Raw genomic sequence first — 21,940 nt, 5'->3', positions numbered from 1 at the left:
TTTTGCCATGAGCGGTACTACAGACAAAGCGAAAGGCCTGGCCAACGAAGCCGTCGGCAACATCAAGCAGGGCGTCGGCAAGGTGACCGACAACGACAAGCTGCGGGCCGAGGGCAAGGCGCAGGAGCTGAAGGGCGAGGCGCAGCAGATCAAGGGCAATGTGAAGGATGCGCTGAAAAAGCCTTGATTTGATGCATCCTGACCCTGCCTCTTCGCGGGCAAGCCCGCGAAGAGGCAGGGCCTGTTGTAAGCAAATTCTTCAAGCATGGCCGGGAGCAGCACAGCAAGCACATGGTCTATTAGACTTGTCTGTTGAAATGATCAAGCGGCGAAAGGAGACGCTATGATTTTCCCCGACCTGCGCGGCCTGCCCCTGCACCGCGTGCTGGTACGCACCGTCAAGGAATTCCTTGACGACGAAATGTCTACCTATGCCTCCGCGCTGGCTTACCAAGCGCTGTTTTCGCTGTTCCCCTTCCTGTTGTTCCTGATTGCCCTGATCGGCTTTCTGCACCTGCCAGACTTCTTCTCCTGGTTGCGCCTGCAGACCGAACTGGTGCTTCCCCCTCAGGCACTGGAACAGGTGAACCCGGTCATCGACCAGTTGCAGCAGTCCAAGGGCGGGCTGCTGTCGGTGGGTATCGTGATCGCTTTGTGGACCGCCTCGGCCGGCGTGCGCCTGATGATGAGTGCCATGAATGCCGCCTATGACGTACCTGAAGGCCGACCGGTATGGAAGCGCATACCGCTTTCCATCATCTATACCGTGGGCCTTGCCGGCATGCTGCTGGTGGCTGCTGCGCTCATGGTGCTTGGCCCGCAGGTGATGGAGTGGATCGCTGCGCAGGTGGGCATGCAAGAGTTCATCGTCACGCTGTGGACCATCTTGCGCTGGCCGGCAATCATCATGCTGCTGATGGTGGCGGTGGCCGTGATCTACTATGTGATGCCTGACGTGAAGCAGCAGTTTCGCTTCATCACACCCGGCTCGGTGCTGGCGGTGGTGGTGTGGATCGTGGCCTCGCTGGGCTTTGCCTACTATGTGAAAACCTTTGCCGACTACAACGCCATGTACGGCAGCATCGGTGCAATCATCGTGCTGTTGCTGTATTTCTATATCTCCGCCGCCGTGTTGTTGCTGGGCGCGGAAATGAACGCGGTGATCGAGCACATGTCGAGCGAGGGCAAGAACCCTGGCGAGAAGGATTTTGAAGGGCACAAAGCCCCGCAAACCATTACCGTGCTGGGCCATGAGCACCCGCAACCGACCCAGCCCCAACCGTCCGAGCCCAACCCCAGATGATCCGTGACATTCTCAAGATGGGCGACGAACGCCTGCTGCGCATCGCCCCGCCCGTGCCCGAACACCTGTTTGGCACTGCCGAACTGCAGCAACTGATCGACGACATGTTCGAAACCATGCGCCATGTGGGCGGTGTGGGCCTGGCAGCACCCCAAATCGGTATCGACCTGCAACTGGTGATCTTCGGTTTCGAGCGCAGCGAGCGCTACCCGGATGCCGAAGCGGTGCCGCAGACCATTTTGCTCAACCCGGTCATCACCCCGACGTCCACCGAAGTGGAGGACGGCTGGGAAGGTTGCCTGTCGGTGCCTGGCCTGCGTGGCGTGGTGCCGCGCTTCAAGCACATCTGCTACGAAGGGGTCGACCCCCAGGGCAACCCGATCAGCCGCTTTGCCGACGGTTTTCATGCACGGGTGGTGCAGCACGAGTGCGATCACCTGATCGGGCGGCTATACCCGTCACGCATTCAGGACTTCGCCAAGTTCGGTTACACCGAGGTGCTGTTCCCTGGGCTCGACGTCAGCGACGACTGAGCTCGCTCCAGCGCTACCAGGCGTTTGCTGCGCTGGTAGCGCAGCAGGCGGCTTGCCAGGCTTTCGGGCAGTTGCCCTGCCATGTGGAAACCCAGGCGCTGATAGAAGGGGGCCAGGTCCGGGTGGCAGAACAGCCAGGTCGGCCCCTTTGCCTGTTCATGCGCCGCTTCGATCAGTTGCCCGGCCACCCCTTGGCTGCGGTGTAGCGGGTCGACAAACAGCCCGGTCAGCCAGAAGCCATCGCCCACGCGGCTCAGGCTCAACCCGGCAATGATGCCTGGGGCCCTCGCCACCCACAGTTCTGCATCGCTCGCAGCGCGCATGCGCGAGCCGTGCTGGCGGTAAAAATGGTCCAGCAGCCGGCGCTCTGTGGCCGAGAGTATCGAGCAGTGAAGTTTTTTTAATGAGATGGCGAATCCTGCCCTGATAGCTGGCCAAAGGCTCTGGCCTGATAGTTAGCGGCCAATTTGACGCAGATTGTTGCAAAACCGGCAAGGGTGAATATCCGACTACGGGGTTCAACTATTGCCAGCCGGGAGTAGACTTTTACACATCCCCCCTGGCAGTACGAAGCGGGATCGGTACTTCGTGCCATCTTCACCGTAGATGGCAACTTCTCCGCGCCGTTCACGGCAATAGAAGTCAATCGATCAGCTTGAACGCTCAAAAGGCAAACCCACATGAAACCATTACTGATTCTTGCATTGGTCGGTATGTCCTCGTTCGCCCTCGCCGATGAGGCCACACCCGTCTCCAGCCAGCCTGTGGCCCAGCAGTATGACTACTCCATGAACCTGGACATCAAACGGGTGATCAACCTGTCGACCATCCCCAATGTCTGCGAAGTGGTACCTGCGACCATGACCTATGAAGACCACCAGGGCCAGGTGCACACCATCCAGTACCGGGCCATGGGTGAAGGTTGTCAGCAGGGCTGATCAGGCCTTGGTAGGGTATTGATGGCCCTCGCACCATCCTATGGCTAGGGGGCCATCCGCTTTCTTGCAGCTCAACCGATGAAAAGTCCTGAATGAATATCGTGGAAAAAGTGCTATCTTAATTTGATAGCATTTTTCGATGAGCACTCGATACCGCAAAATTCGTGAAGCTATTTTCCGAACGCCGACCACGGCGTCGTTGGCGTTCTCCGAGATTGAGGCATTGGTACTCCACCTAGGTGGCCAGGTGCAGGAACGGCAAGGCTCCAGGGTCAAGCTGATGCTGGGTGACCACTTTTGGAGGTGTCATCGGCCTCATCCAGGTAAAGAAACCAAGCGGTATCAGATTGAAGAAGCCCGCGAATTCCTGTTGCGGGCAGGAGTCAGGACATGAGTTGCATGCGCTACAAAGGCTATGCCGCGCGTATCGAGTACGACGAGCGTGATGACATCTTCGTTGGCCGTGTGCTTGGTATGCGAGACATCATCAGTTTTCACGCAAGCTCGGTGCCCGAGTTGCATGAGGCGTTTCGCGATGCGTTGGAAGATTACCTGGCCGATTGTGCAGAGCAGGGTATTGCGCCGCAGAAGCCTGCCTCGGGTAAGGTCATGCTGCGAATCCGGCCTGAGGTTCATGCTGCCGCGAGTGTTGCTGCCCGAGCTGCCGGCAAAAGCTTGAACCAGTGGGCCGACGAAGTTTTTGAACAAGCCGCAATGGCTTAAGCCAGAAAGCGTCCGTGCTTTTTCGGCGCTACTCTGTCAACGCTAAAGCAGATTAATTTCCAACGCCTGTCGATTCCTCCGTTCTCCGTTCGACCATAGGTGAAGCACGCTGCACACCGTGCCCAAACCCTATGACCTGTCGGAGGAACCCCCGATGAGCACCGCAGCCGAAACCGAGATCCGTCAACTGATCGAGCGCTGGATGCAGGCCGTGCGCGATCGCGACATCCCCAACATCACCGCCCCCTATGCCGATGACATCGTTGCCTTCGATGCCATCCAGGCCCTGCAATTCAAAGGCAAGGCTGCCTACACCGCGCACTGGGAAATGTGCATGGGCATGTGCACCGGCCCCATGGTTTTCGAACTGGCCGAACTCACTGTACACGCCGCTGGCGACCTGGCCCTGGCCCACTGGCTGAACCGCTGCGGCCCGGGCGATGACGAAAGCCAGTGCGGCTTCATGCGTGCCACCGTGGGCTATCGTCGTCAGGGTGGCCAGTGGCAGGTCATCCACGAACACTGGTCGGCCCCCTTCGACATGGAAACCCAGAAAGCCCTGTTCGATCTCAAGCCCTGAGCCGTTATCGCCAAACGCACTTTGCCAATGCCCTGGAGGCGACCATGAAATACCTGTGCCTGGTCTATTGTGACGAGGGGCTGCTGCACAGCCTGCCCGACAGCCCGGAAGACGCCGAATGCATGGCGTATGCCGAAGCCATCCACGGCTCCGGGCGAATGCTGGCGGCCGAGGCGCTGAAGCCGGTGCAGACCGCCACCACGGTACGCGTGCGCAACGGACACATGAGCCTGACCGACGGCCCGTTCGCCGAAACCAAGGAGCAACTGGCCGGCTTTTACCTGGTGGAGGCCCGCGACCTGAACGAAGCGCTGAACATCGCCAAGGGCATCCCCGCCGCACGGGTCGGCAGTGTCGAAGTGCGACCGGTGCGCGAACTGCAACCCTGACCGCTACGGAGAACAACAGCATGAGCCTTGCTCCCACTGCGCAAGCGCAACACGAGTTGTCCATCAGCCGCCTGATCGATGCACCACCGGCCAAGGTGTTTCGCGCCTGGACCGAACCCCAGTGGCTGATGCAGTGGTGGGGGCCGCACGGCATGACCACCCCGGAGTGCGAGATGCAGTTATGGGCCGGCGGCCTGTTCCGTACCCTGATGCGTGCGCCGGATGGCAGCGAGTACCCGAACCAGGGCGTGTTTCTGGAAATTGCCGCGCCGCGCCGGCTGGTGTTCACCGATGCCTTCGGCCCCGGTTGGGTGCCGTCGGACAAGGCCTTCATGACCGCCGTGATCAGCTTTGACGAGGAGCACGGCAAAACCCGCTACACCGCCCGCGCCTGGCACTGGAATGCTACGGACTGCCGGGCCCATGAGGAAATGGGTTTCTACCAAGGCTGGGGAGAAAGCCTGGACCGCCTGGTGGAGGTGGTGACCCAACGGATGCCTGACTGATGGTGGCATTGGCGCAGGTGCGCGCCGAAGTCGAGGCGGTGTACCGGCGGGAGTCGCGGCGCATTCTGGCAACGCTGATCCGCCTGCTGGGTGATTTCGACCTGGCCGAGGAGGCCATGCATGATGCCTTCTTCATCGCCGTCGAGCGTTGGCAGCGCGACGGAATCCCTGATAACCCACGGGCGTGGCTGGTTTCCACCGGGCGCTTCAAGGCCATCGATGCGCTGCGCCGGCGTGCCCGCTTCGACCGCTCCCAGGCAGACCTGAGCATGCTGCTGGACGGGCAGGTACAAGACCCGAGCGAAGACGAGTTGTTGGCGGATGACCGCCTGCGGCTGGTTTTCACTTGCTGCCACCCGGCACTGTCTGCCGATGCCCAAGTGCCGTTGACCCTGCGCGAAGTCTGCGACCTGACCACCGAACAGATCGCCCGCGCCTTCCTGCAAAGCCCGGCCACCATCGCCCAGCGCATTGTCCGCGCCAAGGCCAAGATCCGCGACGCTGGCATCCCATACCAGGTACCGGAGCTGAACGAACTGCCCGAGCGCCTGGAAAGCGTGCTGCGGGTGATCTACCTGGTGTTCAACGAGGGGTATTCGGCGTCATCGGGCGAGGCGCTGCTGCAGCAGGACCTGAGTGATGAGGCCATCCGTCTGGCACGGCTGTTGGTGCAGTTGCTGCCCGATCCGGAAGCGGTCGGCCTGTTGGCCTTGATGTTGCTGCAAGCGTCCCGGCAGCGGTCGCGAACCGATGCCCAAGGCAACCTGGTGGTGCTGGAGCGGCAGGACCGCAGCCTGTGGGACCGGCAACGCATTGACGAGGGCTGTGAGCTGGTACGCCAGGCGCTGCAAAGTCGCGCATTTGGTGCCTATACCGTGCAGGCAGCGATTGCTGCGGTGCATGCCGAAGCGGCGACGGCAGAGGAGACTGACTGGGCGCAGATCGTCGGGCTGTATGACGTGTTGCAGCGGCATTGGCCGTCAGCAGTGGTGGAGCTGAACCGGGCGGTGGCACTGGCCAAGAGGGATGGACCGGAGGTTGGCTTGCGGGTGGTCGAGGGGATTCTGGCGCGGGGGGAGTTGCTGGACTATCACCTGGCGCATGCGGCGCGGGCCGAGTTGCACTATCAACTGGGGCAGGTGGAGGAGGCGCGTGAGGCCTGGCAGCAGGCATTGGCCTTGACCCGGCAGCTGCCGGAGCGGCGGTTTATCGAGCAGCGGCTGAAGGTTATCGAGTGATGTTGGCAGTACCGGCCTCTTCGCGGGCAAGCCCGCTCCCACAGGTACTGCACAGGCTTCAGCCCTGTTGCGATCCTGTGGGAGCGGGCTTGCCCGCGAAGAGGCCGGTACGGGCTACATCAATCTTCAGCTAGCCACAAAGTTCGGCGGCGACACCAGCTCGACCGTCTGCTGCTTGCGCGGTGCCAGGATCTCGGCCTCGCCCTCGACCACCAGCTCATCGTTCTGGTTGTACACATTGGTGGCAATGCGCACCTTGAACTTCGGCAGTTTCTCAAGAATTTCCAGGCGCACGGTCAAGGTATCGCCAATTTTCACCGGCTTCTGGAAGCTCATTTGCTGGCCCAGGTAGATGGTGCCAGGGCCAGGCAGGGTGCAGGCCACTGCCGCACTGATCAGCGCGCCGCTGAACATGCCATGGGCAATGCGCTCGCGGAACATGCTCTTGGCTGCGAACTCGGCATCCAGGTGCACTGGGTTGTGGTCACCGGACATCGCAGCGAACAACTGGATATCGCGTTCTTCAACGGATTTCTTGTACTCGGCCTTCTGGCCGACTTCGAGGGCTTCGTAAGGCGTGTTGGTGACCTGGGACATCGGTGCTTCCTTAAGCGTTGGGCGAGGGCGGCTATCATTCACTGCGCACGGGGCGGCCAAGGGCCAGCGCCTGTTCAAGCCAGCCGAGAATATCGGCGGTGACCTCGTCACGGTTGGTTTCGTTGAGTACTTCATGCCGCGCCTCAGGATAGACGCGCAGCTGTACATGTCGATTGCCGGTCGCGCGCAGGGCGTCGGCCAGATGGGTGAGACGCTTGCCGGCACTGACCGGATCACATTCACCCCCGATCACCAGCATGGGCAGGTTCGGATCGATCTGCGCGAGGTTACTCGGCTGGCTGATCTGCGCCAAGCCTTGCAGCAGGTCAAGCCACAGCTGGTTGCTGCAGCGAAAGCCGCACAACGGGTCGTTGACGTACAGGTCGACCTCGGCCGGGTCGCGGCTGAGCCAGTCGAATGCCGTGCGGTTGGGCTTGAATGCCTTGTTGAACGCGCCGAACGACAACCACTCGATCAGTGCACTGTTGCCCAACGGCCCCTGGCGCCAGGCTTCCAGCCGGGCAATCTGCCGGGCCACGCGGTACAGCGTCGCCGGCTGGTAGTTGGAGCCACTGAGAATGGCCCCGTGCAGGCTGGCGCTGTGGTGCAGCAGGTAGGCCTGGGCGATGTAGCTGCCCATGCTGTGGCCGAACAGGAACAGCGGCGTGCAGGGGTACTGCTGACCGATGTGCTGGGCCACCCGGCCGAGGTCGTTGACCACGGCATTCCAGCCATGATGGCGGGCGAACAGGCCGAGGCTGCCCAGTTCGGCAGTGCGCCCGTGGCCGCGCTGGTCGGCCGCGAGCAGGGCAAAGCCGGCCTCGCTCAGGGCCTGCCCCAGGCGCTGGTAGCGCCCGGCATGCTCGGCCATGCCATGGGCCAGCAGCACCACGGCTTTCACCGGTTTGGCCGGCAGCCATTGGTGCACATACAAGCTGCAGTGCTCGCTGGCGGGCAGCCAGAAGGCGTCGTGGGGCATGGCGGGTCCTTGTGCGCACAGGTACCCGAACAGTGTATGCACAACCGGCCGGATTGCAGGAAGGGCACAAATAAGATTCACAATGTTAATGGCGGCACTTGGCGTATATGCCACCTTGGACTTACCTGCTAACGTCGGATCAACGCCTTTTCGCCAGCAGGCGATCAGGTAAAGGACTAAAGGACGCAGTGCAGGTCCAGGCAGAGGAACAATAATAAATGCAAGCCGACTTCTGGAATGACAAGCGCCCCGCAGGCGTGCCTTCCACCATCGACATCAATGCCTACGCCTCGGTCGTCGAGGTGTTCGAGCGCTCCTGCAAGCGCTTTGCCGACCGCCCGGCGTTCAGCAACCTGGGCGTGACCCTGACCTACGCGGAGCTGGAGCGCCATTCGGCCGCCTTCGCCGGCTGGTTGCAGCAGCACACCGACCTGAAACCGGGCGACCGCATCGCGGTGCAGATGCCCAACGTGCTGCAATACCCCATCGCCGTCTTCGGTGCCATGCGCGCCGGCCTGATCGTGGTCAACACCAACCCGCTGTACACCGAGCGCGAAATGCGCCACCAGTTCAAGGACAGCGGCGCACGTGCGCTGGTGTACCTGAACATGTTCGGCAAGCGTGTGCAGGAGGTACTGCCCGACACCGGCATCGACTACCTGATCGAGGCGAAGATGGGCGACCTGTTGCCTGCTGCCAAGGGCTGGCTGATCAACACGGTGGTCGACAAGCTGAAGAAGATGGTGCCGGCCTATCATCTGCCTCAGGCCGTATCGTTCAAACAGGTGCTGCGCCAAGGGCGCGAGCTGTCGCACAAACCGGTGCCGCAGCGTTTGGACGACATCGCCGTGCTGCAGTACACCGGCGGTACCACTGGCCTTGCCAAAGGCGCGATGCTCACCCACGGCAACCTGGTGGCCAACATGCTACAGGTCCTGGCCTGCTTCTCGCAGCACGGCCCCGATGGGCAGAAGCTGCTCAAGGATGGCCAGGAGGTGATGATCGCGCCGCTGCCGCTGTACCACATCTATGCCTTTACCGCGAACTGCATGTGCATGATGGTCACCGGTAACCACAACGTGCTGATCACCAACCCGCGGGATATCCCAGGCTTCATCAAGGAGCTGGGCAAGTGGCGTTTCTCCGCGCTGCTGGGGCTGAATACCCTGTTCGTTGCGCTGATGGACCATCCCGGTTTCCGTCAGCTGGATTTCTCGGCGCTGAAGGTCACCAACTCCGGCGGTACGGCGCTGGTCAAGGCCACTGCCGAGCGCTGGGAAGCGCTTACCGGCTGCCGCATTGTCGAAGGCTATGGCCTGACTGAAACCTCGCCGGTGGCCAGTACCAACCCCTATGGCCAGTTGGCGCGGCTGGGCACCGTAGGTATCCCGGTGGCGGGTACCGCGTTCAAGGTGATCGACGATGAGGGCAACGAGATGCCGCTGGGCGAGCGGGGCGAGCTGTGCATCAAGGGCCCGCAGGTGATGAAAGGTTACTGGCAGCAGCCCGAGGCTACAGCCCAGGCCCTGGATGCGGACGGCTGGTTCAAGACCGGCGACATTGCGGTGATCGACCCGGACGGCTTCACCCGCATCGTTGACCGCAAGAAGGACATGATCATCGTCTCGGGCTTCAACGTGTACCCCAACGAGATCGAGGACGTGGTGATGGGCCACCCCAAGGTCGCCAACTGTGCAGCCATCGGCGTGCCGGACGAGCGTTCCGGCGAGGCGGTGAAGCTGTTCGTGGTGCCGCGTGAAGGTGGGGTTAGCGTGGATGAGCTCAAGGCCTACTGCAAAGCCAACTTCACCGGCTACAAGGTGCCCAAGCACATCGTGCTGCGCGAGTCGTTGCCGATGACGCCGGTGGGCAAGATTCTGCGACGGGAGTTGCGCGACATCGCGTAAATGCTGTGCTGGCTTCTTCGCGGGTGAGCCCGCGAAGGCCTTTAAACGGCTCTAACAGGCTAATTACAGCCCGATCTGCGACATTTTGGTTAAAAACTCTAAAAATGACCTGTATTGTTCATTGAGTCATTTTTGTGACTATAAGGCCTGTTTTGGCCTCTAGGCGACCCCAGGCAAAGCTGTTACTCTCGGCCCGCTTTCAGACGATCCGGTTTGCAACGAACCGCCGTCTCATATCAATAATAAGCGCATCGACGCGCCAATCGAACTTCGCTGTTGCTGAAGGAGTGGGCTTCCATGATCGAACATTTTTGGAAGGATAAGTACCCAGCCGGGATTACGGCGGAAATCAATCCTGACGAATTCCCCAATATCCAGGCGGTACTCAAGCAATCCTGCCAACGCTTTGCCGACAAACCGGCCTTTAGCAACCTGGGCAAGACTATCACTTATGGCGAACTGTATGCGCTGTCGGGGGCATTTGCCGCCTGGCTGCAGCAGCATACCGACCTCAAGCCGGGTGACCGCATTGCCGTGCAACTGCCCAATGTCCTGCAATACCCGGTGGCGGTATTCGGTGCCATGCGTGCCGGGCTGATCGTGGTCAACACCAACCCGCTGTATACCGCCCGGGAGATGGAACACCAGTTCAACGACTCTGGCGCCAAGGCCCTTGTGTGCCTGGCCAACATGGCCCACCTGGCCGAGAAGGTGGTACCCAAGACCCAGGTCAAACACGTCATCGTCACCGAAGTGGCCGACTTGCTGCCGCCACTCAAGCGCCTGTTGATCAACAGCGTGATCAAGTATGTGAAGAAGATGGTGCCGGCCTACAGCCTGCCGCGTGCCGTGCGCTTCAACGACGCCCTGGCACTGGGCAAGGGCCAGCCGGTGACCGAGGCCAACCCGCAGGCCAACGACGTGGCCGTGCTGCAGTACACCGGTGGCACCACCGGCGTGGCCAAGGGCGCCATGCTCACCCACCGCAACCTGGTGGCCAACATGCTGCAGTGCCGGGCGCTGATGGGGTCCAACCTGCACGAAGGTTGCGAGATCCTCATCACCCCGCTGCCGCTGTACCACATCTATGCCTTTACCTTCCATTGCATGGCGATGATGCTGATCGGCAACCACAACGTGCTGATCAGCAACCCGCGTGACTTGCCGGCCATGGTCAAGGAACTGGGCAAATGGAAGTTCAGCGGCTTTGTCGGCCTGAACACCCTGTTCGTTGCCCTGTGCAACAACGAGGCGTTCCGCGCCCTGGACTTCTCGGCGCTGAAAATCACCCTGTCGGGCGGCATGGCCCTGCAACTGAGCGTGGCCGAGCGCTGGAAGGCCGTTACCGGCTGCGCCATCTGCGAAGGTTACGGCATGACCGAAACCAGCCCGGTGGCGGCGGTGAATCCGTCAGAGGCCAACCAGGTGGGCACCATCGGTATTCCGGTGCCTTCGACCCTGTGCAAGATCATCGACGACGCTGGCAATGAGCTGCCGTTGGGCGAGGTGGGCGAGTTGTGCGTCAAGGGCCCGCAGGTGATGAAGGGCTACTGGCAGCGTGAAGACGCCACCGCCGAGATTCTCGACAGCGAAGGCTGGCTGAAGACCGGTGACATCGCCCTGATCCAGGCGGACGGCTACATGCGTATCGTCGACCGTAAGAAGGACATGATCCTGGTCTCGGGCTTCAACGTGTATCCCAATGAACTGGAGGACGTGCTGGCGGCCTTGCCGGGCGTGTTGCAATGCGCGGCCATTGGTGTTCCGGACGAGAAGTCGGGTGAAGTGATCAAGGTGTTCATCGTGGTCAAGCCGGGCATGACGGTGACCAAGGAGCAGGTGATGGAGCACATGCGTGCCAACGTTACCGGCTACAAGGTGCCGCGCCAGATCGAGTTCCGTGATTCGCTGCCGACCACCAACGTGGGCAAGATCCTGCGCCGCGAATTGCGCGATGAAGAGCTGAAGAAGCAAGGCTTGAAGAAGATCGCCTGACCTTCTGAATCGCCGCTGGCTTAACTGGCCTCTTCGCGGGTAAACCCGCTCCTACATGTACAGCGTAACCCTTGGGTTCGCGCGATAAATGTAGGAGCGGGTTTACCCGCGAAGGGGCCTGTGAAATCAGCGCAGCTTTTCCAGCATCTGGTAGTACCACATCCCCGCCGCCAGCAGCGGGTTCCCCAGCAAGTCCCCCATCGGCACCCGCACATGCTTGCATTGCGCGAAGGTGTCGAACTTTTCCAGCGTCCCGGTCAATGCCTCGGCCATGATCTCGCCCATGATGTGGCTGGTGGCAATGCCGTGCCCCGAATAGCCCTGGCAGTACCACACGTTATCCGACAGCTTGCCCAGCTGCGGGATGCGGTTGACCACGATGCCCATGGCGCAGCTCCACTGGAACTCGATCGGCACGCCCTTGAGCGCCGGAAAGGTGCGTTCGATGCACGGGCGCAGCTCGCCTTCGATGTCGCGTGAATCCTTGCCCGAGTAATTGGCGCCGCCGCCAAACAGCAGGCGCTTGTCGGCCGTGAGGCGGTAGTAGTCGAGCACGAAACGGCAGTCATACACCGCCAGGTCCTGCGGGTTGATCTGCTCGGCCAGCTCTCCCAGTGGTGCGGTGGTGACGATGCCGCCCATGGCCGGGAAGATCTTGCCCTTGAGCTGGCGCTTTTCCAGTTTGTGATACACATCGCCGGCCAGCATCACCTGGCGTGCCTCGACCCGGCCGTGAGCGGTGACCACTGCCGGGCGCGGGCCGTGGACGATGTCCAGCACCTCGGCGTTTTCGAAAATCAGTGCACCCAGGCTGTGGGCAGCGCGGGCCTCACCCAGGCACAGGTTGAGCGGATGCAGGTGCAGGTTGCGCAGGTTCTTCAACGCGCCCAGGTACAGCGGGCTCTGCAGGTGCTCGGCCACTGCAGCGCGGTCGAGCAGTTGTACCTGCTCGCCCATGCCCCGGCGCTGGGCCTCGGCCTCGAAGGCGCGCAGTTCGTTCATGTGCGAGGGCTTCATCGCCGCATGCAGGTGGCCGTGCTTGAGGTCGCAGTCGATGCCATAGCGCGCCACGCGTTGTTCGATTACCTGGTGCCCACGCCAGCGCAGGTGCCAGATGAAATCGTCGACTTCGGCGCCCAGGTGGCTACGCATTTGCGTGCGCATGGCCTCGTCGCCCGACAGGCTGCCGGTGACCTGGCCGCCATTGCGCCCGCTGGCACCCCAGCCGATGCGGTTGGTTTCGACGATGGCCACCTTCAGGCCTCGCTCGGCCAGCTCCACCGCCGTGGCGACGCCGGTGAAGCCGCCGCCGATGATGGCCACATCCACTTGCACCGTGCCTTTGAGCTGCGGGTACTCGGTGTGGTCGTTGAGGGTGGCGCTGTAATAGGACGGCGCACGCTGTGCCGGGCCTTTGTTCAATGCTGCGTTCATGGGGGTTCCTTGTTAGGTAGGGGCTCAGGCCTGGTGCAGGTACCAGCGCCAGTCCTGCTCGCTGACTTCGGCCATGAACTGGCGGTACTCGGCGCGCTTGACCTTCAGGTACACGCCAAGAAAGTCTTCGCCCAGGGCTTCGCGCGCCCAATGGGAGTTCTGCAGGGCGTCGAGGGCGGTCAGCCAGTCGGTGGGCAGGTGCTCGGTGGCCTGCGCATAGCCGTTACCTTCCACGGGAGCCCCCGGGTCCAGTTCCTCGCGGATGCCGCGATGGCTGGCGGCAAGAATTGCCGCAGCGGCCAGGTAAGGGTTGGCATCGGCGCCGCAGATGCGGTGCTCCACATGCCGGCTGTTGGCCGGGCCGCCGGGCACGCGCAGGCTCACGGTGCGGTTGTCCACGCCCCAGGTCGGTGCCAGCGGCGCATAGCTGTTGGCCTGGAAGCGGCGGAACGAGTTGGCATTAGGGCAGAACAGCAGCAGCGAGTCGCGCAGGTGACGCAACATGCCGGCCACGGCCTGGCGCAGTAGCGGGGTGCCAGCCTTGTCTTCGCTGGCAAACAGGTTGTTGCCGGCGCTGTCGGCCAGGCTCAGGTGCATGTGCATGCCGGTACCGGCCAGGTTGGCAAAGGGCTTGGCCATGAAGCAGGCCTGCATGCCGTGGGCATGGGCCACGCCTTTTACCAGGCGCTTGTAGCGCACGGCCTGGTCCATGGCCTCCAGCGCATCACCATGTTCGAGGGTGATTTCCACCTGCCCAGGTGCGTATTCCGAGATCGCCGTGCGTGCCGGGATGCCCTGGGCCTTGCAGGCGGCGTACAGGTCGGCCAGGAACGGTTCGATCTGTTCCAGTTCACGCAGGCCATAAACCTGAGTGGAGCGCGGTCGGCCACCGTCGTTGTCCAGCGCCGGTTGCGGGCGGCCCTGGGCATCGCGTTGCTGGTCGAGCAGGAAGAATTCCAGCTCGCAGGCCATCACCGGGTGGTAGCCGTCGGCTTTCAGTGCTTCGATGGTGCGCAGCAGCACATGACGTGGGTCGGCGATGCTGGCCGGCAGGCCCTCGCTCGGGTGCATGCTGACCTGCACCGCGGCGGTTGGCACCCGGCGCCAGGGCAGGCGCACCAGGCTGCCTTCAAGCGGGTAGGCGCGGCAGTCGATGTCGCCTACATCCCACACCAGGCCGGAGTTTTCAACGTCGTCGCCGTTCAGGGTCAGGCCAAGGATGGTGCTGGGCAGCGGCCGGCCGGTCTGGTACACGGCGAGCAGTTCATCACGGTGCAGCAGCTTGCCGCGTGGTACGCCGTTGGCGTCGAGGATGAACAGCTCGAACAGCTCGATATCGGGGTTGTCGGCCAGGAAACGGGTAGCCTGCTCTACAGGTGCAAAGTGCATGATGGATTCGCTCACGGGCGCACAGGACTTTCGCGCAAAAAGCGCGGTCCAGTTGAGTCAAACGGCCAGACGATGGCCGGGTTTGGTCACAATGGCGTGAGCGACGTGTCCGGTGGGCGCGCGTGGCGGCAGTGCCACAGGGCCCAGAAGGCGAGGATGATGTGCACCAGCGGATTTTCACCTGCACGGCTCCGGGCCTTCGGTAGCGAAGGGCGGGACGACGGTGGGGCGATAGGCTGGACGAGAGTCATGCCTTTGATACTCACATGCGGCGTAAGGTTGATTAAAGCAGTGAATGGCAACCTTTACATCGCGGTTGGCTAAACATTTGTGCCGCTGCAGCTGGCCTCTTCGCGGGCAAGCCCGCTCCCACAGGGACCCCGCAGGTTCCAGCCCTGATGCGATCCTTGTGGGAGCGGGCTTGCCCGCGAAGAGGCCGGTACAGGCAGCAGAAAACCGGCAAATCTGCGACAATCGCCCGACTTTCCGAATGCCGATCATGAAAAAGCAGGCCCACCTGCATCACTAAAAAGCCCCATGACTGACCACGCCATCGACAAACTGCTGCAAAACCTCGACCACGCCATGATCGCCGACCGTCATCGTCTGCGCCGGCAACTGCACGAACTGCGCAAGCGCCCCGACGAGGCGAAGCTTTCGCAGTGGGTGGAAAAGGTCCAGGCTTCCTGCGCCCAGGTCACCGCACGCCAGCAGAGCGTGCCGACCGTGCGCTACGACGACAGCCTGCCGATCGCCGCCAAGCGTGACGAAATCAAGAAGGCCCTGGCCGAAAACCAGGTACTGGTGATTGCTGGCGAAACCGGGTCGGGCAAGACCACCCAGCTGCCGAAGATCTGCCTGGAGCTGGGCCGTGGCAGCCATGGCCTGATCGCCCACACCCAGCCGCGCCGGATCGCCGCGCGGAGCGTGGCGGCGCGGGTCGCCGAAGAACTGGGCACGCCGTTGGGCGGGCTGGTCGGCTACCAGGTGCGTTTCGAAGACCAGAGCGACTCCAACACCTTGGTCAAACTGATGACCGACGGCATCCTGTTGGCTGAAACCCAGCATGACCGTTTCCTGGAACGCTACGACACGATCATCGTCGACGAAGCCCACGAACGCAGCCTGAACATCGACTTCCTGCTCGGCTACCTGAAGACCCTGTTGCACCGCCGGCCGGATCTGAAACTGATCATTACATCGGCCACCATCGACCTGGAGCGCTTCTCCAAGCACTTCGATGGCGCGCCGATCATCGAGGTGTCCGGGCGTACCTTCCCGGTGGAAACCTGGTATCGCCCGCTCACCAGCGAGCAGGACGAAGAAGGCAACCAGATCGAGGACGACCTCACCGTCGACCAGGCGATTCTCGCCACCCTGGATGAGCTGGCGCAGCATGAGCGCAGCGAGGGCAAGGGGCCGGGCGATGTGCTGATCTTCTTGCCGGGCGAGCGGGAAATCCGCGATGCCGCCGAAATCCTGCGCAAGGCGCAATTACGCCATACCGAGATCTTGCCGCTGTATGCGCGCTTGTCACCGGCCGAGCAGCAACGCATTTTCCAGTCGCACACCGGGCGCCGGGTGATCCTGGCCACCAACGTCGCCGAAACCTCGCTGACCGTGCCCGGCATCCGCTATGTGATCGACACGGGTACCGCGCGTATCAGCCGCTACAGCTACCGCGCCAAAGTGCAGCGCCTGCCGATCGAAGCCGTGTCCCAAGCCAGCGCCAACCAGCGTAAAGGCCGTTGCGGCCGGGTCGAGCCGGGCATTTGCGTGCGCCTGTACAGCGAAGAAGATTTCAACGGCCGGCCAGCGTTCACCGACCCGGAGATCCTGCGTACCAACCTGGCGGCGGTGATCCTGCAGATGCTGCACCTGCGCCTGGGCGAAATCGGTGCCTTCCCGTTCATCGAACCGCCGGATGGCAAGGCCATCAGCGACGGCTTCAACCTGTTGCAAGAGCTGTCGGCGGTCAACCGCGAGAACCAGCTGACCCCGATTGGCCGCCAGCTGGCGCGCCTGCCCATCGACCCGCGGCTGGGCCGCATGCTGCTCGAAGGCGCCCGCCAGGGCAGCCTGCAGGAAGTGCTGATCGTTACCAGTGCGCTGTCGGTGCAGGATCCACGCGAACGCCCGCCAGAGCGCCAGCAGGCCGCCGACCAGGCCCACGCGCAGTGGAAGGACGTGGACTCCGACTTCGCCGCGCTGGTCAACCTGTGGCGCGGCTTCGAAGAGCAGCGCCAGGCGCTGACGGCCAACCCGCTGCGCAACTGGTGCCGCAAGAATTTCCTGAATTACTTGCGCCTGCGCGAGTGGCGCGATGCCCACCGCCAGCTGGCGCTGATCTGCCGTGACCTGCAACTGACGGTAAACAAGGAACCGTCCGACTACCAGAAGATGCATAAAGCCATCCTCAGTGGCCTGCTCAGCCAGATCGGCCAGAAGACCGAAGAGGGTGACTACCAGGGCGCCCGCCAACGGCGCTTCTGGGTGCACCCGTCGTCGGGCCTGGGGCGCAAGCGCCCGCAGTGGGTCATGGCCGCCGAACTGGTTGAAACCACCAAGCTGTACGCACGCATGGTGGCCAAGATCGAGCCGGACTGGATCGAGCCGCTGGCCGGTCACCTGGTCAAGAAGAACCATTTCGAACCGCACTGGGAGAAGAAGCGCGGGCAGGTGGTGGCCTACGAGCAGATCACCCTGTACGGCCTGATTCTGGTTGGCCGCCGTCCAGTGCACTACGGCCCGATCGACCCGGTCACCTCCCGCGAGCTGTTTATCCGCGAAGGCTTGGTGGGGGGCGAAATACAGTCGCGGGCCAAGTGCCTGGCAGCCAACAAACGCCTGCTTGAAGAGCTTGATGAGCTGGAGGCCAAGGCCCGCCGGCGCGACATCCTGGCAGACGAAGAAACGCTGTACGCGTTCTACGAAGCGCGCTTGCCGGCAGAAGTCCACCAGACCGCGACGTTCGACAGCTGGTACCGCATGGGCAGCCAGAAGGACGCCAATCTGCTGATCATGCGCGAGGAAGACGTGCTGGCCCGCGAGGCCAGCGAGGTGACCGCAGCACAGTACCCCGACAGTATGCAGGTGGGCGAGCTGCGCTTGCCCCTGAGCTACCACTTCGAGCCCGGCCACCCGCGCGACGGTGTGACCGTGAGGGTGCCAGCGCCGCTGCTGCCGAGCTTGCCGGGCGAACGCCTGGAATGGCTGGTGCCTGGCCTGCTCGAAGCCAAGTGCGTGGCACTGGTGCGCAACCTGCCCAAGGCCCTGCGCAAGAACTTCGTGCCGGTGCCGGACTTCGTCAAGGCCTCGCTGACGCGCATGACCTTTGGTCAGGGCGCACTGCCGCAGGCTTTGGGCCAGGAGCTGTTGCGCATGACCGGCGCACGTGTGTCCGACGAAGCCTGGGACGAGTCGGTCAAACTGGTGGAAGGCCACCTGCGCATGAACATCGAAGTGGTCGATGGCCAGGGCAAGTTCCTTGGCGAAGGCCGCGATCTGGCCGAGTTGACTGCACGCTTTGCTGCTGCCAGCCAGGCGGCCCTGGCCGTGCCGCGCACTGAAAAGAGCGAGCAGCCGGTACAGGCCAAGGCGTTCAGCGCAGTGAAGCAGACGGCCCAGCAGAAGATCGCCGGCCTGTCGATGACCGTGTACCCGGCATTGGTGGAGGAGGGCGGCACCGTGCGCGAAGGGCGCTTCTCGACCCAGGCCGAAGCCGAGTTCCAGCACCGCCGCGCCCTGCAGCGCCTGTTGTTGCAGCAATTGGCCGAACCGGCCAAATTCCTGCGCGGCAAGTTGCCGGGGCTGACCGAGCTGGGCCTGCTGTACCGTGAAATGGGTCGGGTCGAGGCATTGGTCGAGGATATCCTGTTGGCCAGCCTGGACAGCTGTATCCTCGAAGGCGAGCAGCCTTTGCCGCGTGATGGTGCGGCCTTGGCCGGGCTGGCTGAACGCAAGCGCGGCAGCTGGGCCGAGCATGCCGAACGCCTGGCGCGGCTGACGCTGGAGGTGCTGAAGCTGTGGCATGGCCTGCAGAAGCGCTTCAAGGGCAAGATCGACCTGAGCCAGGCGGTGGCGCTGAACGACATCAAGCAACAGTTGGGCAACCTCGTGTATCCGGGGTTCGTGCGTGAGACGCCTGGGGTCTGGTTCAAGGAGCTGCCGCGTTACCTCAAAGCGGTGGAACTGCGTCTTGAGAAACTGGGTTCGCAGGTGCAGAAGGACCGGGTTTGGAGCGGTGAGCTGGCCAACCTGTGGGCGCAGTACAAGGCCCGTGCCGACAAGCATGCCCAGGAGGGCAAGCGTGATGAGCAGCTGACGTTGTACCGCTGGTGGCTGGAAGAATATCGGGTGTCGCTGTTTGCCCAGCAGCTTGGGACCAAGGTGCCGATTTCCGACAAAAGATTGAGCAAACAATGGAGTCAGGTGGAAGGCTAACCTCCATTATTTGTGGCAAACTTTGGGGAGTTCAGGGCCGCTCGCGGCCCTTCGCGGGCGAACCCGCTCCCACAGGGGTAAGCGTACGCCCCTAAATTGGCACTAAAGTGCCATTGTCCTGTCATGTTTCCAGCCAGCGCCCCGTGCGATGGCCTTTGACCAGAGGAACGACCGTGCATAACGTCGTGATCAGCGGCACCGGCCTGTACACCCCGGCCCAGAGCATTTCCAACGAAGAACTGGTGGCCTCCTTCAACGCTTGGTCGCAGCAGTTCAACCAGGACAACGCCGCCGCCATCGAGCGTGGTGAAGTCGAAGCGGCGCCGGTGTCCGACGCGGCATTCATAGAAAAGGCCTCGGGCATCAAGAGCCGCTTCGTCATGGACAAGGCTGGCATTCTCGACCCGCAGCGCATGAAGCCACGCCTGCCAGAGCGTTCCAACGACGAGCCATCGGTGCTCTGCGAAATGGCCGTGGCTGCCGCCCGCCAGGCCCTGGAGCGCGCCGGCCGCACGGCTGCCGATGTCGACGGGGTGATCGTCGCCTGCTCCAACTTGCAGCGCCCATACCCGGCCATTGCCATCGAAGTGCAACAGGCACTGGGCATCCAGGGCTTTGCCTTCGACATGAACGTGGCCTGCTCGTCGGCCACCTTCGGCATCCAGACCGCCGCCAACAGTGTGGCCTTGGGCCAGGCGCGTGCGGTGTTGATGGTCAACCCGGAGGTGTGCACCGGTCACCTGAACTTCCGTGACCGTGACAGCCACTTCATTTTCGGTGATGCCGCCACCGCGGTGCTGATCGAGCGTGCCGACCAGGCCACCTCGGCGCACCCGTTCGAGATCGTCAGCAGCAAGCTGTGGACCCAGTTCTCCAACAACATCCGCAACAACTTCGGCTTCCTCAACCGTGCGGCGGAAGAAGGTGAAGGTGCGGCAGACAAGCTGTTCATCCAGGAAGGCCGCAAGGTGTTCCGCGAGGTGTGTCCGAAAGTGGCCGAGCTGATCGGTGAGCACCTGCAGGAGAATGGCCTGCAACCGAGCGATGTGAAGCGCTTCTGGCTGCACCAGGCCAACCTCAGCATGAACCACCTGATCGTCAAGAAGCTGCTGGGGCGTGAAGTGGCCGAGGAAGATGCACCGGTGATTCTCGACCGTTATGCCAACACCAGTTCGGCGGGTTCGGTGATTGCCTTCCACCTGTACCAGGATGACCTGGCCAAGGGTTCGCTGGGGGTATTGAGCTCGTTTGGTGCGGGGTATTCGATTGGTAGCGTGATTCTGCGCAAGCGCTGATTTCTGTATCGCTTGTATCGGCCTCTTCGCGGGTAAACCCGTTCCCACAGTGACCGCACACATTTCAAGACTTGTGCAGTACCTGTGGGAGCGGGCGAGCCCGCGAAGAGGCCGGTGCATTTCTGACAGGCAAAAAAAGCGGGAAACGCCGGATGGGGTCGGCATTTCCCGCTTCAGCGTGAAGCAGAGGAGGGTGTCGCTTAGAACTTGGCTTCCAGGTCTACCTGCAGGGTGTCTACGTCAGCATCGCTGTTCGGCAGGTTGGAGTAGTCGGTCTTGGCCATCATGTAGGCCGCGCCCAGGGCGAAGTTCTTGTCGATTTCGTAACCCACTTTGAACTTGTGGCCACGCGAACCGGTGAAGCCGTTACCGAAGTCGGAGTCGGTGAACAGGCTGACTACACCGTTACGCTGCACGTCGCGGTAGTTGTAGTCCAGGCTCCAGGCTCCGATCTTGCTCTTCAGGCCGGCCAGCCACGCCTTGTCCTTGCCATCGGTGCTTTCGGTGTTCTTGACGAACTGGCCGTAAGCCGACAGCGGGATGGCGAAGCCGGTGAAGTCGACCTGACCGAAACCTTCAACCAGGTTGAACTCGTCAGTCGTGTTACCCAGCGAGCGCAGGGCAGCCGACGCCTTGTCGTTGTCGTAGCCATAAACGCTACCGCCGACGGTAACTTTGACGGTGTCAGCCGCGTTGAACTTGGTGCCCAACTGAGCCGCATACAGCTGTGCGTCGTGCTTGAACTGCACGCCGTCGCCGTCGACGTTGTCTTTCAGGTTGTAGTGGCCAATGCTGCCGAACACTTCGGCCGGGCCGAGGTTGGTCTTGTAGGTGGCCGCCACGCCTTCCGGGTTGATGTCGCTGTCCCAGATGATGTCGCCCATGCTCACCCATGGCTGCATCATCTTGCCGCCGATCAGGTGCAGGTTCGGTACGGCAGTCGGGTGCCAGTCGAGGTAGGCCAGGTCGACCCACAGCGATTTCTTCTCGAAGTAGTTGTCCAGGCTCTGGTTGGTAGAGCGGGCATCGGCGCTGCTGCCGGTGGCCACACGCACGCCGGCGTCGACCTGCGGGTTGATTTCGCTGTAGAAGCCGACGCGGGCACGTACGCGCTCACGGTCTTGGTTGCCACTGCGGGAGATCGGGTTGTCGACGTTGACGTCTTCGTAACGCAGGCGCACATCACCCTTGATCTGGGTCTTGGCGGCCCATGCCACTTTTTGTTCGAAGTTGCTCATCCGTTCGGACTGAGCTTTCTGGTCGGCCTTTTCCTTGGTTTCTTTTGCCAGGTCGCCCTGCAGCTCGTTGTACTGCGCCTGGTTGATCGAGCCGTTGGCGCGGAGCATTTCGAGCAGCTTGGCGTCGACAGCAGCACTGGCCGGGGCGCTCAGAGCCAGCATCATGCCGGTGAGGCTCACTCCGGTAAGTGTAGAAACAAGACGCATAAGGTTCTCCCTACTGAAAAAAATGGGGGAGGCTCAAGCGCCTGCCCCTGCGTTGGCATGTCTTCGGAAAGGGCCTGAATAGACAGGTTCTGGGGTTCCGGAAAACAGGCGCAAGTATTGCGGGGGCCAATGACAGATTAATGTCTAATTAGTGGCACTGTTGTTAAGTAATTGAGAATAAAAGGATCAGCCCGGCGTTCGTCATTTGAGTGCCGGGCGTTCCTTGGGGATACTGAACGTCTTCAG

At 62.2% G+C, this 21,940-nt stretch carries 20 protein-coding genes; 14 read left to right on the top strand and 6 right to left on the bottom strand.

Features of this window, described 5'->3' with window-relative positions:
• The first annotated feature begins 7 nt into the window (after positions 1-7).
• The 3 genes from QQL85_RS13805 (at position 8) to def (ending at position 1,836) form a co-directional block, all read left to right on the top strand.
• Positions 8-187 carry a CsbD family protein gene (locus tag QQL85_RS13805; RefSeq protein ID WP_284354114.1) on the top strand — a complete coding sequence of 60 codons (180 nt, stop codon included), beginning with the start codon at positions 8-10 and terminating at the stop codon, positions 185-187.
• Positions 188-343: 156 nt separating this feature from the next.
• Entirely contained in the window at positions 344-1,303 is a 960-nt protein-coding gene (locus tag QQL85_RS13800) for a YihY/virulence factor BrkB family protein (RefSeq protein WP_284354113.1), read from the top strand.
• Entirely contained in the window at positions 1,300-1,836 is a 537-nt protein-coding gene (def, locus tag QQL85_RS13795) for a peptide deformylase (protein WP_284354112.1), read from the top strand. Before QQL85_RS13800 ends, def begins: the two co-directional genes overlap by 4 nt.
• Here def and QQL85_RS13790 read toward each other — a convergent pair.
• Positions 1,791-2,159, bottom strand: coding sequence for a GNAT family N-acetyltransferase (locus QQL85_RS13790; protein WP_284354111.1), 369 nt, complete (start codon positions 2,157-2,159; stop codon positions 1,791-1,793). The two genes, def and QQL85_RS13790, sit on opposite strands and share 46 nt — an antisense overlap.
• A 357-nt stretch (positions 2,160-2,516) precedes the next feature.
• On the opposite strand from QQL85_RS13790, the gene QQL85_RS13785 reads away from it, so the two are divergent.
• From QQL85_RS13785 to QQL85_RS13755, 7 genes are all read left to right on the top strand, one after another.
• Positions 2,517-2,774 (top strand): DUF2790 domain-containing protein, encoded by a 258-nt coding sequence (locus tag QQL85_RS13785; RefSeq protein ID WP_016711914.1) that lies wholly within the window; start codon positions 2,517-2,519, stop codon positions 2,772-2,774.
• A 139-nt stretch (positions 2,775-2,913) separates the two neighbouring features.
• Complete coding sequence (locus QQL85_RS13780; protein ID WP_284354110.1) at positions 2,914-3,168, top strand: type II toxin-antitoxin system HicA family toxin; 255 nt, start codon at positions 2,914-2,916, stop codon at positions 3,166-3,168.
• Complete coding sequence (locus tag QQL85_RS13775) at positions 3,165-3,497, top strand: type II toxin-antitoxin system HicB family antitoxin (RefSeq protein WP_284354109.1); 333 nt, start codon at positions 3,165-3,167, stop codon at positions 3,495-3,497. The genes QQL85_RS13780 and QQL85_RS13775 overlap by 4 nt, the downstream gene beginning before the upstream one ends.
• Before the next feature lie 154 nt (positions 3,498-3,651).
• Positions 3,652-4,077 carry a YybH family protein gene (locus tag QQL85_RS13770; protein WP_104835366.1) on the top strand — a complete coding sequence of 142 codons (426 nt, stop codon included), beginning with the start codon at positions 3,652-3,654 and terminating at the stop codon, positions 4,075-4,077.
• Between the two features lie 44 nt (positions 4,078-4,121).
• Positions 4,122-4,466: a YciI family protein gene (locus QQL85_RS13765; protein ID WP_284354108.1), complete on the top strand. Its 345-nt coding sequence runs from the start codon at positions 4,122-4,124 to the stop codon at positions 4,464-4,466.
• Positions 4,467-4,486: 20 nt separating this feature from the next.
• The gene (locus tag QQL85_RS13760; protein ID WP_284354107.1) at positions 4,487-4,972 is read left to right on the top strand and encodes an SRPBCC family protein; all 486 of its coding nucleotides are present in this window, start codon (positions 4,487-4,489) and stop codon (positions 4,970-4,972) included.
• Complete coding sequence (locus tag QQL85_RS13755) at positions 4,972-6,210, top strand: RNA polymerase sigma factor (protein WP_284354106.1); 1,239 nt, start codon at positions 4,972-4,974, stop codon at positions 6,208-6,210. The genes QQL85_RS13760 and QQL85_RS13755 overlap by 1 nt, the downstream gene beginning before the upstream one ends.
• Before the next feature lie 126 nt (positions 6,211-6,336).
• Here the strand turns inward: QQL85_RS13755 and QQL85_RS13750 are convergent, their stop codons facing one another.
• Positions 6,337-6,807, bottom strand: coding sequence for a MaoC family dehydratase (locus QQL85_RS13750; RefSeq protein WP_016711909.1), 471 nt, complete (start codon positions 6,805-6,807; stop codon positions 6,337-6,339).
• Positions 6,808-6,841: 34 nt separating this feature from the next.
• Positions 6,842-7,786 carry an alpha/beta hydrolase gene (locus QQL85_RS13745; RefSeq protein WP_284354105.1) on the bottom strand — a complete coding sequence of 315 codons (945 nt, stop codon included), beginning with the start codon at positions 7,784-7,786 and terminating at the stop codon, positions 6,842-6,844.
• A 218-nt stretch (positions 7,787-8,004) separates the two neighbouring features.
• On the opposite strand from QQL85_RS13745, the gene fadD2 reads away from it, so the two are divergent.
• Together fadD2 and fadD1 are read left to right on the top strand one after the other, a co-directional pair.
• Positions 8,005-9,693 (top strand): long-chain-fatty-acid--CoA ligase FadD2, encoded by a 1,689-nt coding sequence (gene fadD2 / locus QQL85_RS13740; protein WP_284354104.1) that lies wholly within the window; start codon positions 8,005-8,007, stop codon positions 9,691-9,693.
• Positions 9,694-9,990: 297 nt separating this feature from the next.
• Positions 9,991-11,688, top strand: a complete 1,698-nt coding sequence (gene fadD1, locus QQL85_RS13735) for a long-chain-fatty-acid--CoA ligase FadD1 (protein ID WP_284354103.1) — start codon at positions 9,991-9,993, stop codon at positions 11,686-11,688.
• Between the two features lie 126 nt (positions 11,689-11,814).
• Here fadD1 and QQL85_RS13730 read toward each other — a convergent pair whose 3' ends face one another.
• Positions 11,815-13,122: an NAD(P)/FAD-dependent oxidoreductase gene (locus QQL85_RS13730; RefSeq protein WP_284354102.1), complete on the bottom strand. Its 1,308-nt coding sequence runs from the start codon at positions 13,120-13,122 to the stop codon at positions 11,815-11,817.
• A gap of 24 nt (positions 13,123-13,146) precedes the next feature.
• Positions 13,147-14,511, bottom strand: coding sequence for a glutamine synthetase family protein (locus tag QQL85_RS13725; RefSeq protein ID WP_284354101.1), 1,365 nt, complete (start codon positions 14,509-14,511; stop codon positions 13,147-13,149).
• Positions 14,512-15,048: 537 nt separating this feature from the next.
• Here QQL85_RS13725 and hrpA point away from each other — a divergent pair.
• Positions 15,049-18,954: an ATP-dependent RNA helicase HrpA gene (hrpA, locus tag QQL85_RS13720; RefSeq protein ID WP_284354100.1), complete on the top strand. Its 3,906-nt coding sequence runs from the start codon at positions 15,049-15,051 to the stop codon at positions 18,952-18,954.
• A 173-nt stretch (positions 18,955-19,127) separates the two neighbouring features.
• Entirely contained in the window at positions 19,128-20,249 is a 1,122-nt protein-coding gene (locus tag QQL85_RS13715) for a beta-ketoacyl-ACP synthase III (RefSeq protein WP_284354099.1), read from the top strand.
• A 200-nt stretch (positions 20,250-20,449) separates the two neighbouring features.
• On the opposite strand, the gene QQL85_RS13710 is transcribed toward QQL85_RS13715, so the two are convergent.
• Entirely contained in the window at positions 20,450-21,694 is a 1,245-nt protein-coding gene (locus QQL85_RS13710; RefSeq protein WP_284354098.1) for a putative porin, read from the bottom strand.
• Positions 21,695-21,940: the final 246 nt, after the last annotated feature.

Source organism: Pseudomonas putida (genome assembly GCF_030159595.1).
Lineage (GTDB): Bacteria > Pseudomonadota > Gammaproteobacteria > Pseudomonadales > Pseudomonadaceae > Aquipseudomonas > Aquipseudomonas putida_AC.
This window is presented reverse-complemented; position numbering and strand designations above follow the sequence as displayed.

Excerpts from the sequence above, each read along its gene's own strand:
- QQL85_RS13765 (WP_284354108.1), top strand. The coding sequence starts at position 4,122 with ATGAAATACCTGTGCCTGGTCTATTGTGACGAGGGGCTGCTGCACAGC.
- QQL85_RS13750 (WP_016711909.1), bottom strand. The coding sequence starts at position 6,807 with ATGTCCCAGGTCACCAACACGCCTTACGAAGCCCTCGAAGTCGGCCAG.
- QQL85_RS13770 (WP_104835366.1), top strand. The coding sequence starts at position 3,652 with ATGAGCACCGCAGCCGAAACCGAGATCCGTCAACTGATCGAGCGCTGG.
- QQL85_RS13780 (WP_284354110.1), top strand. The coding sequence starts at position 2,914 with ATGAGCACTCGATACCGCAAAATTCGTGAAGCTATTTTCCGAACGCCG.
- QQL85_RS13790 (WP_284354111.1), bottom strand. The coding sequence starts at position 2,159 with ATGCGCGCTGCGAGCGATGCAGAACTGTGGGTGGCGAGGGCCCCAGGC.
- QQL85_RS13725 (WP_284354101.1), bottom strand. The coding sequence starts at position 14,511 with ATGCACTTTGCACCTGTAGAGCAGGCTACCCGTTTCCTGGCCGACAAC.
- def (WP_284354112.1), top strand. The coding sequence starts at position 1,300 with ATGATCCGTGACATTCTCAAGATGGGCGACGAACGCCTGCTGCGCATC.
- fadD2 (WP_284354104.1), top strand. The coding sequence starts at position 8,005 with ATGCAAGCCGACTTCTGGAATGACAAGCGCCCCGCAGGCGTGCCTTCC.
- QQL85_RS13800 (WP_284354113.1), top strand. The coding sequence starts at position 344 with ATGATTTTCCCCGACCTGCGCGGCCTGCCCCTGCACCGCGTGCTGGTA.
- hrpA (WP_284354100.1), top strand. The coding sequence starts at position 15,049 with ATGACTGACCACGCCATCGACAAACTGCTGCAAAACCTCGACCACGCC.
- QQL85_RS13785 (WP_016711914.1), top strand. The coding sequence starts at position 2,517 with ATGAAACCATTACTGATTCTTGCATTGGTCGGTATGTCCTCGTTCGCC.
- QQL85_RS13710 (WP_284354098.1), bottom strand. The coding sequence starts at position 21,694 with ATGCGTCTTGTTTCTACACTTACCGGAGTGAGCCTCACCGGCATGATG.
- QQL85_RS13760 (WP_284354107.1), top strand. The coding sequence starts at position 4,487 with ATGAGCCTTGCTCCCACTGCGCAAGCGCAACACGAGTTGTCCATCAGC.
- QQL85_RS13805 (WP_284354114.1), top strand. The coding sequence starts at position 8 with ATGAGCGGTACTACAGACAAAGCGAAAGGCCTGGCCAACGAAGCCGTC.
- QQL85_RS13775 (WP_284354109.1), top strand. The coding sequence starts at position 3,165 with ATGAGTTGCATGCGCTACAAAGGCTATGCCGCGCGTATCGAGTACGAC.
- fadD1 (WP_284354103.1), top strand. The coding sequence starts at position 9,991 with ATGATCGAACATTTTTGGAAGGATAAGTACCCAGCCGGGATTACGGCG.
- QQL85_RS13745 (WP_284354105.1), bottom strand. The coding sequence starts at position 7,786 with ATGCCCCACGACGCCTTCTGGCTGCCCGCCAGCGAGCACTGCAGCTTG.
- QQL85_RS13730 (WP_284354102.1), bottom strand. The coding sequence starts at position 13,122 with ATGAACGCAGCATTGAACAAAGGCCCGGCACAGCGTGCGCCGTCCTAT.
- QQL85_RS13755 (WP_284354106.1), top strand. The coding sequence starts at position 4,972 with ATGGTGGCATTGGCGCAGGTGCGCGCCGAAGTCGAGGCGGTGTACCGG.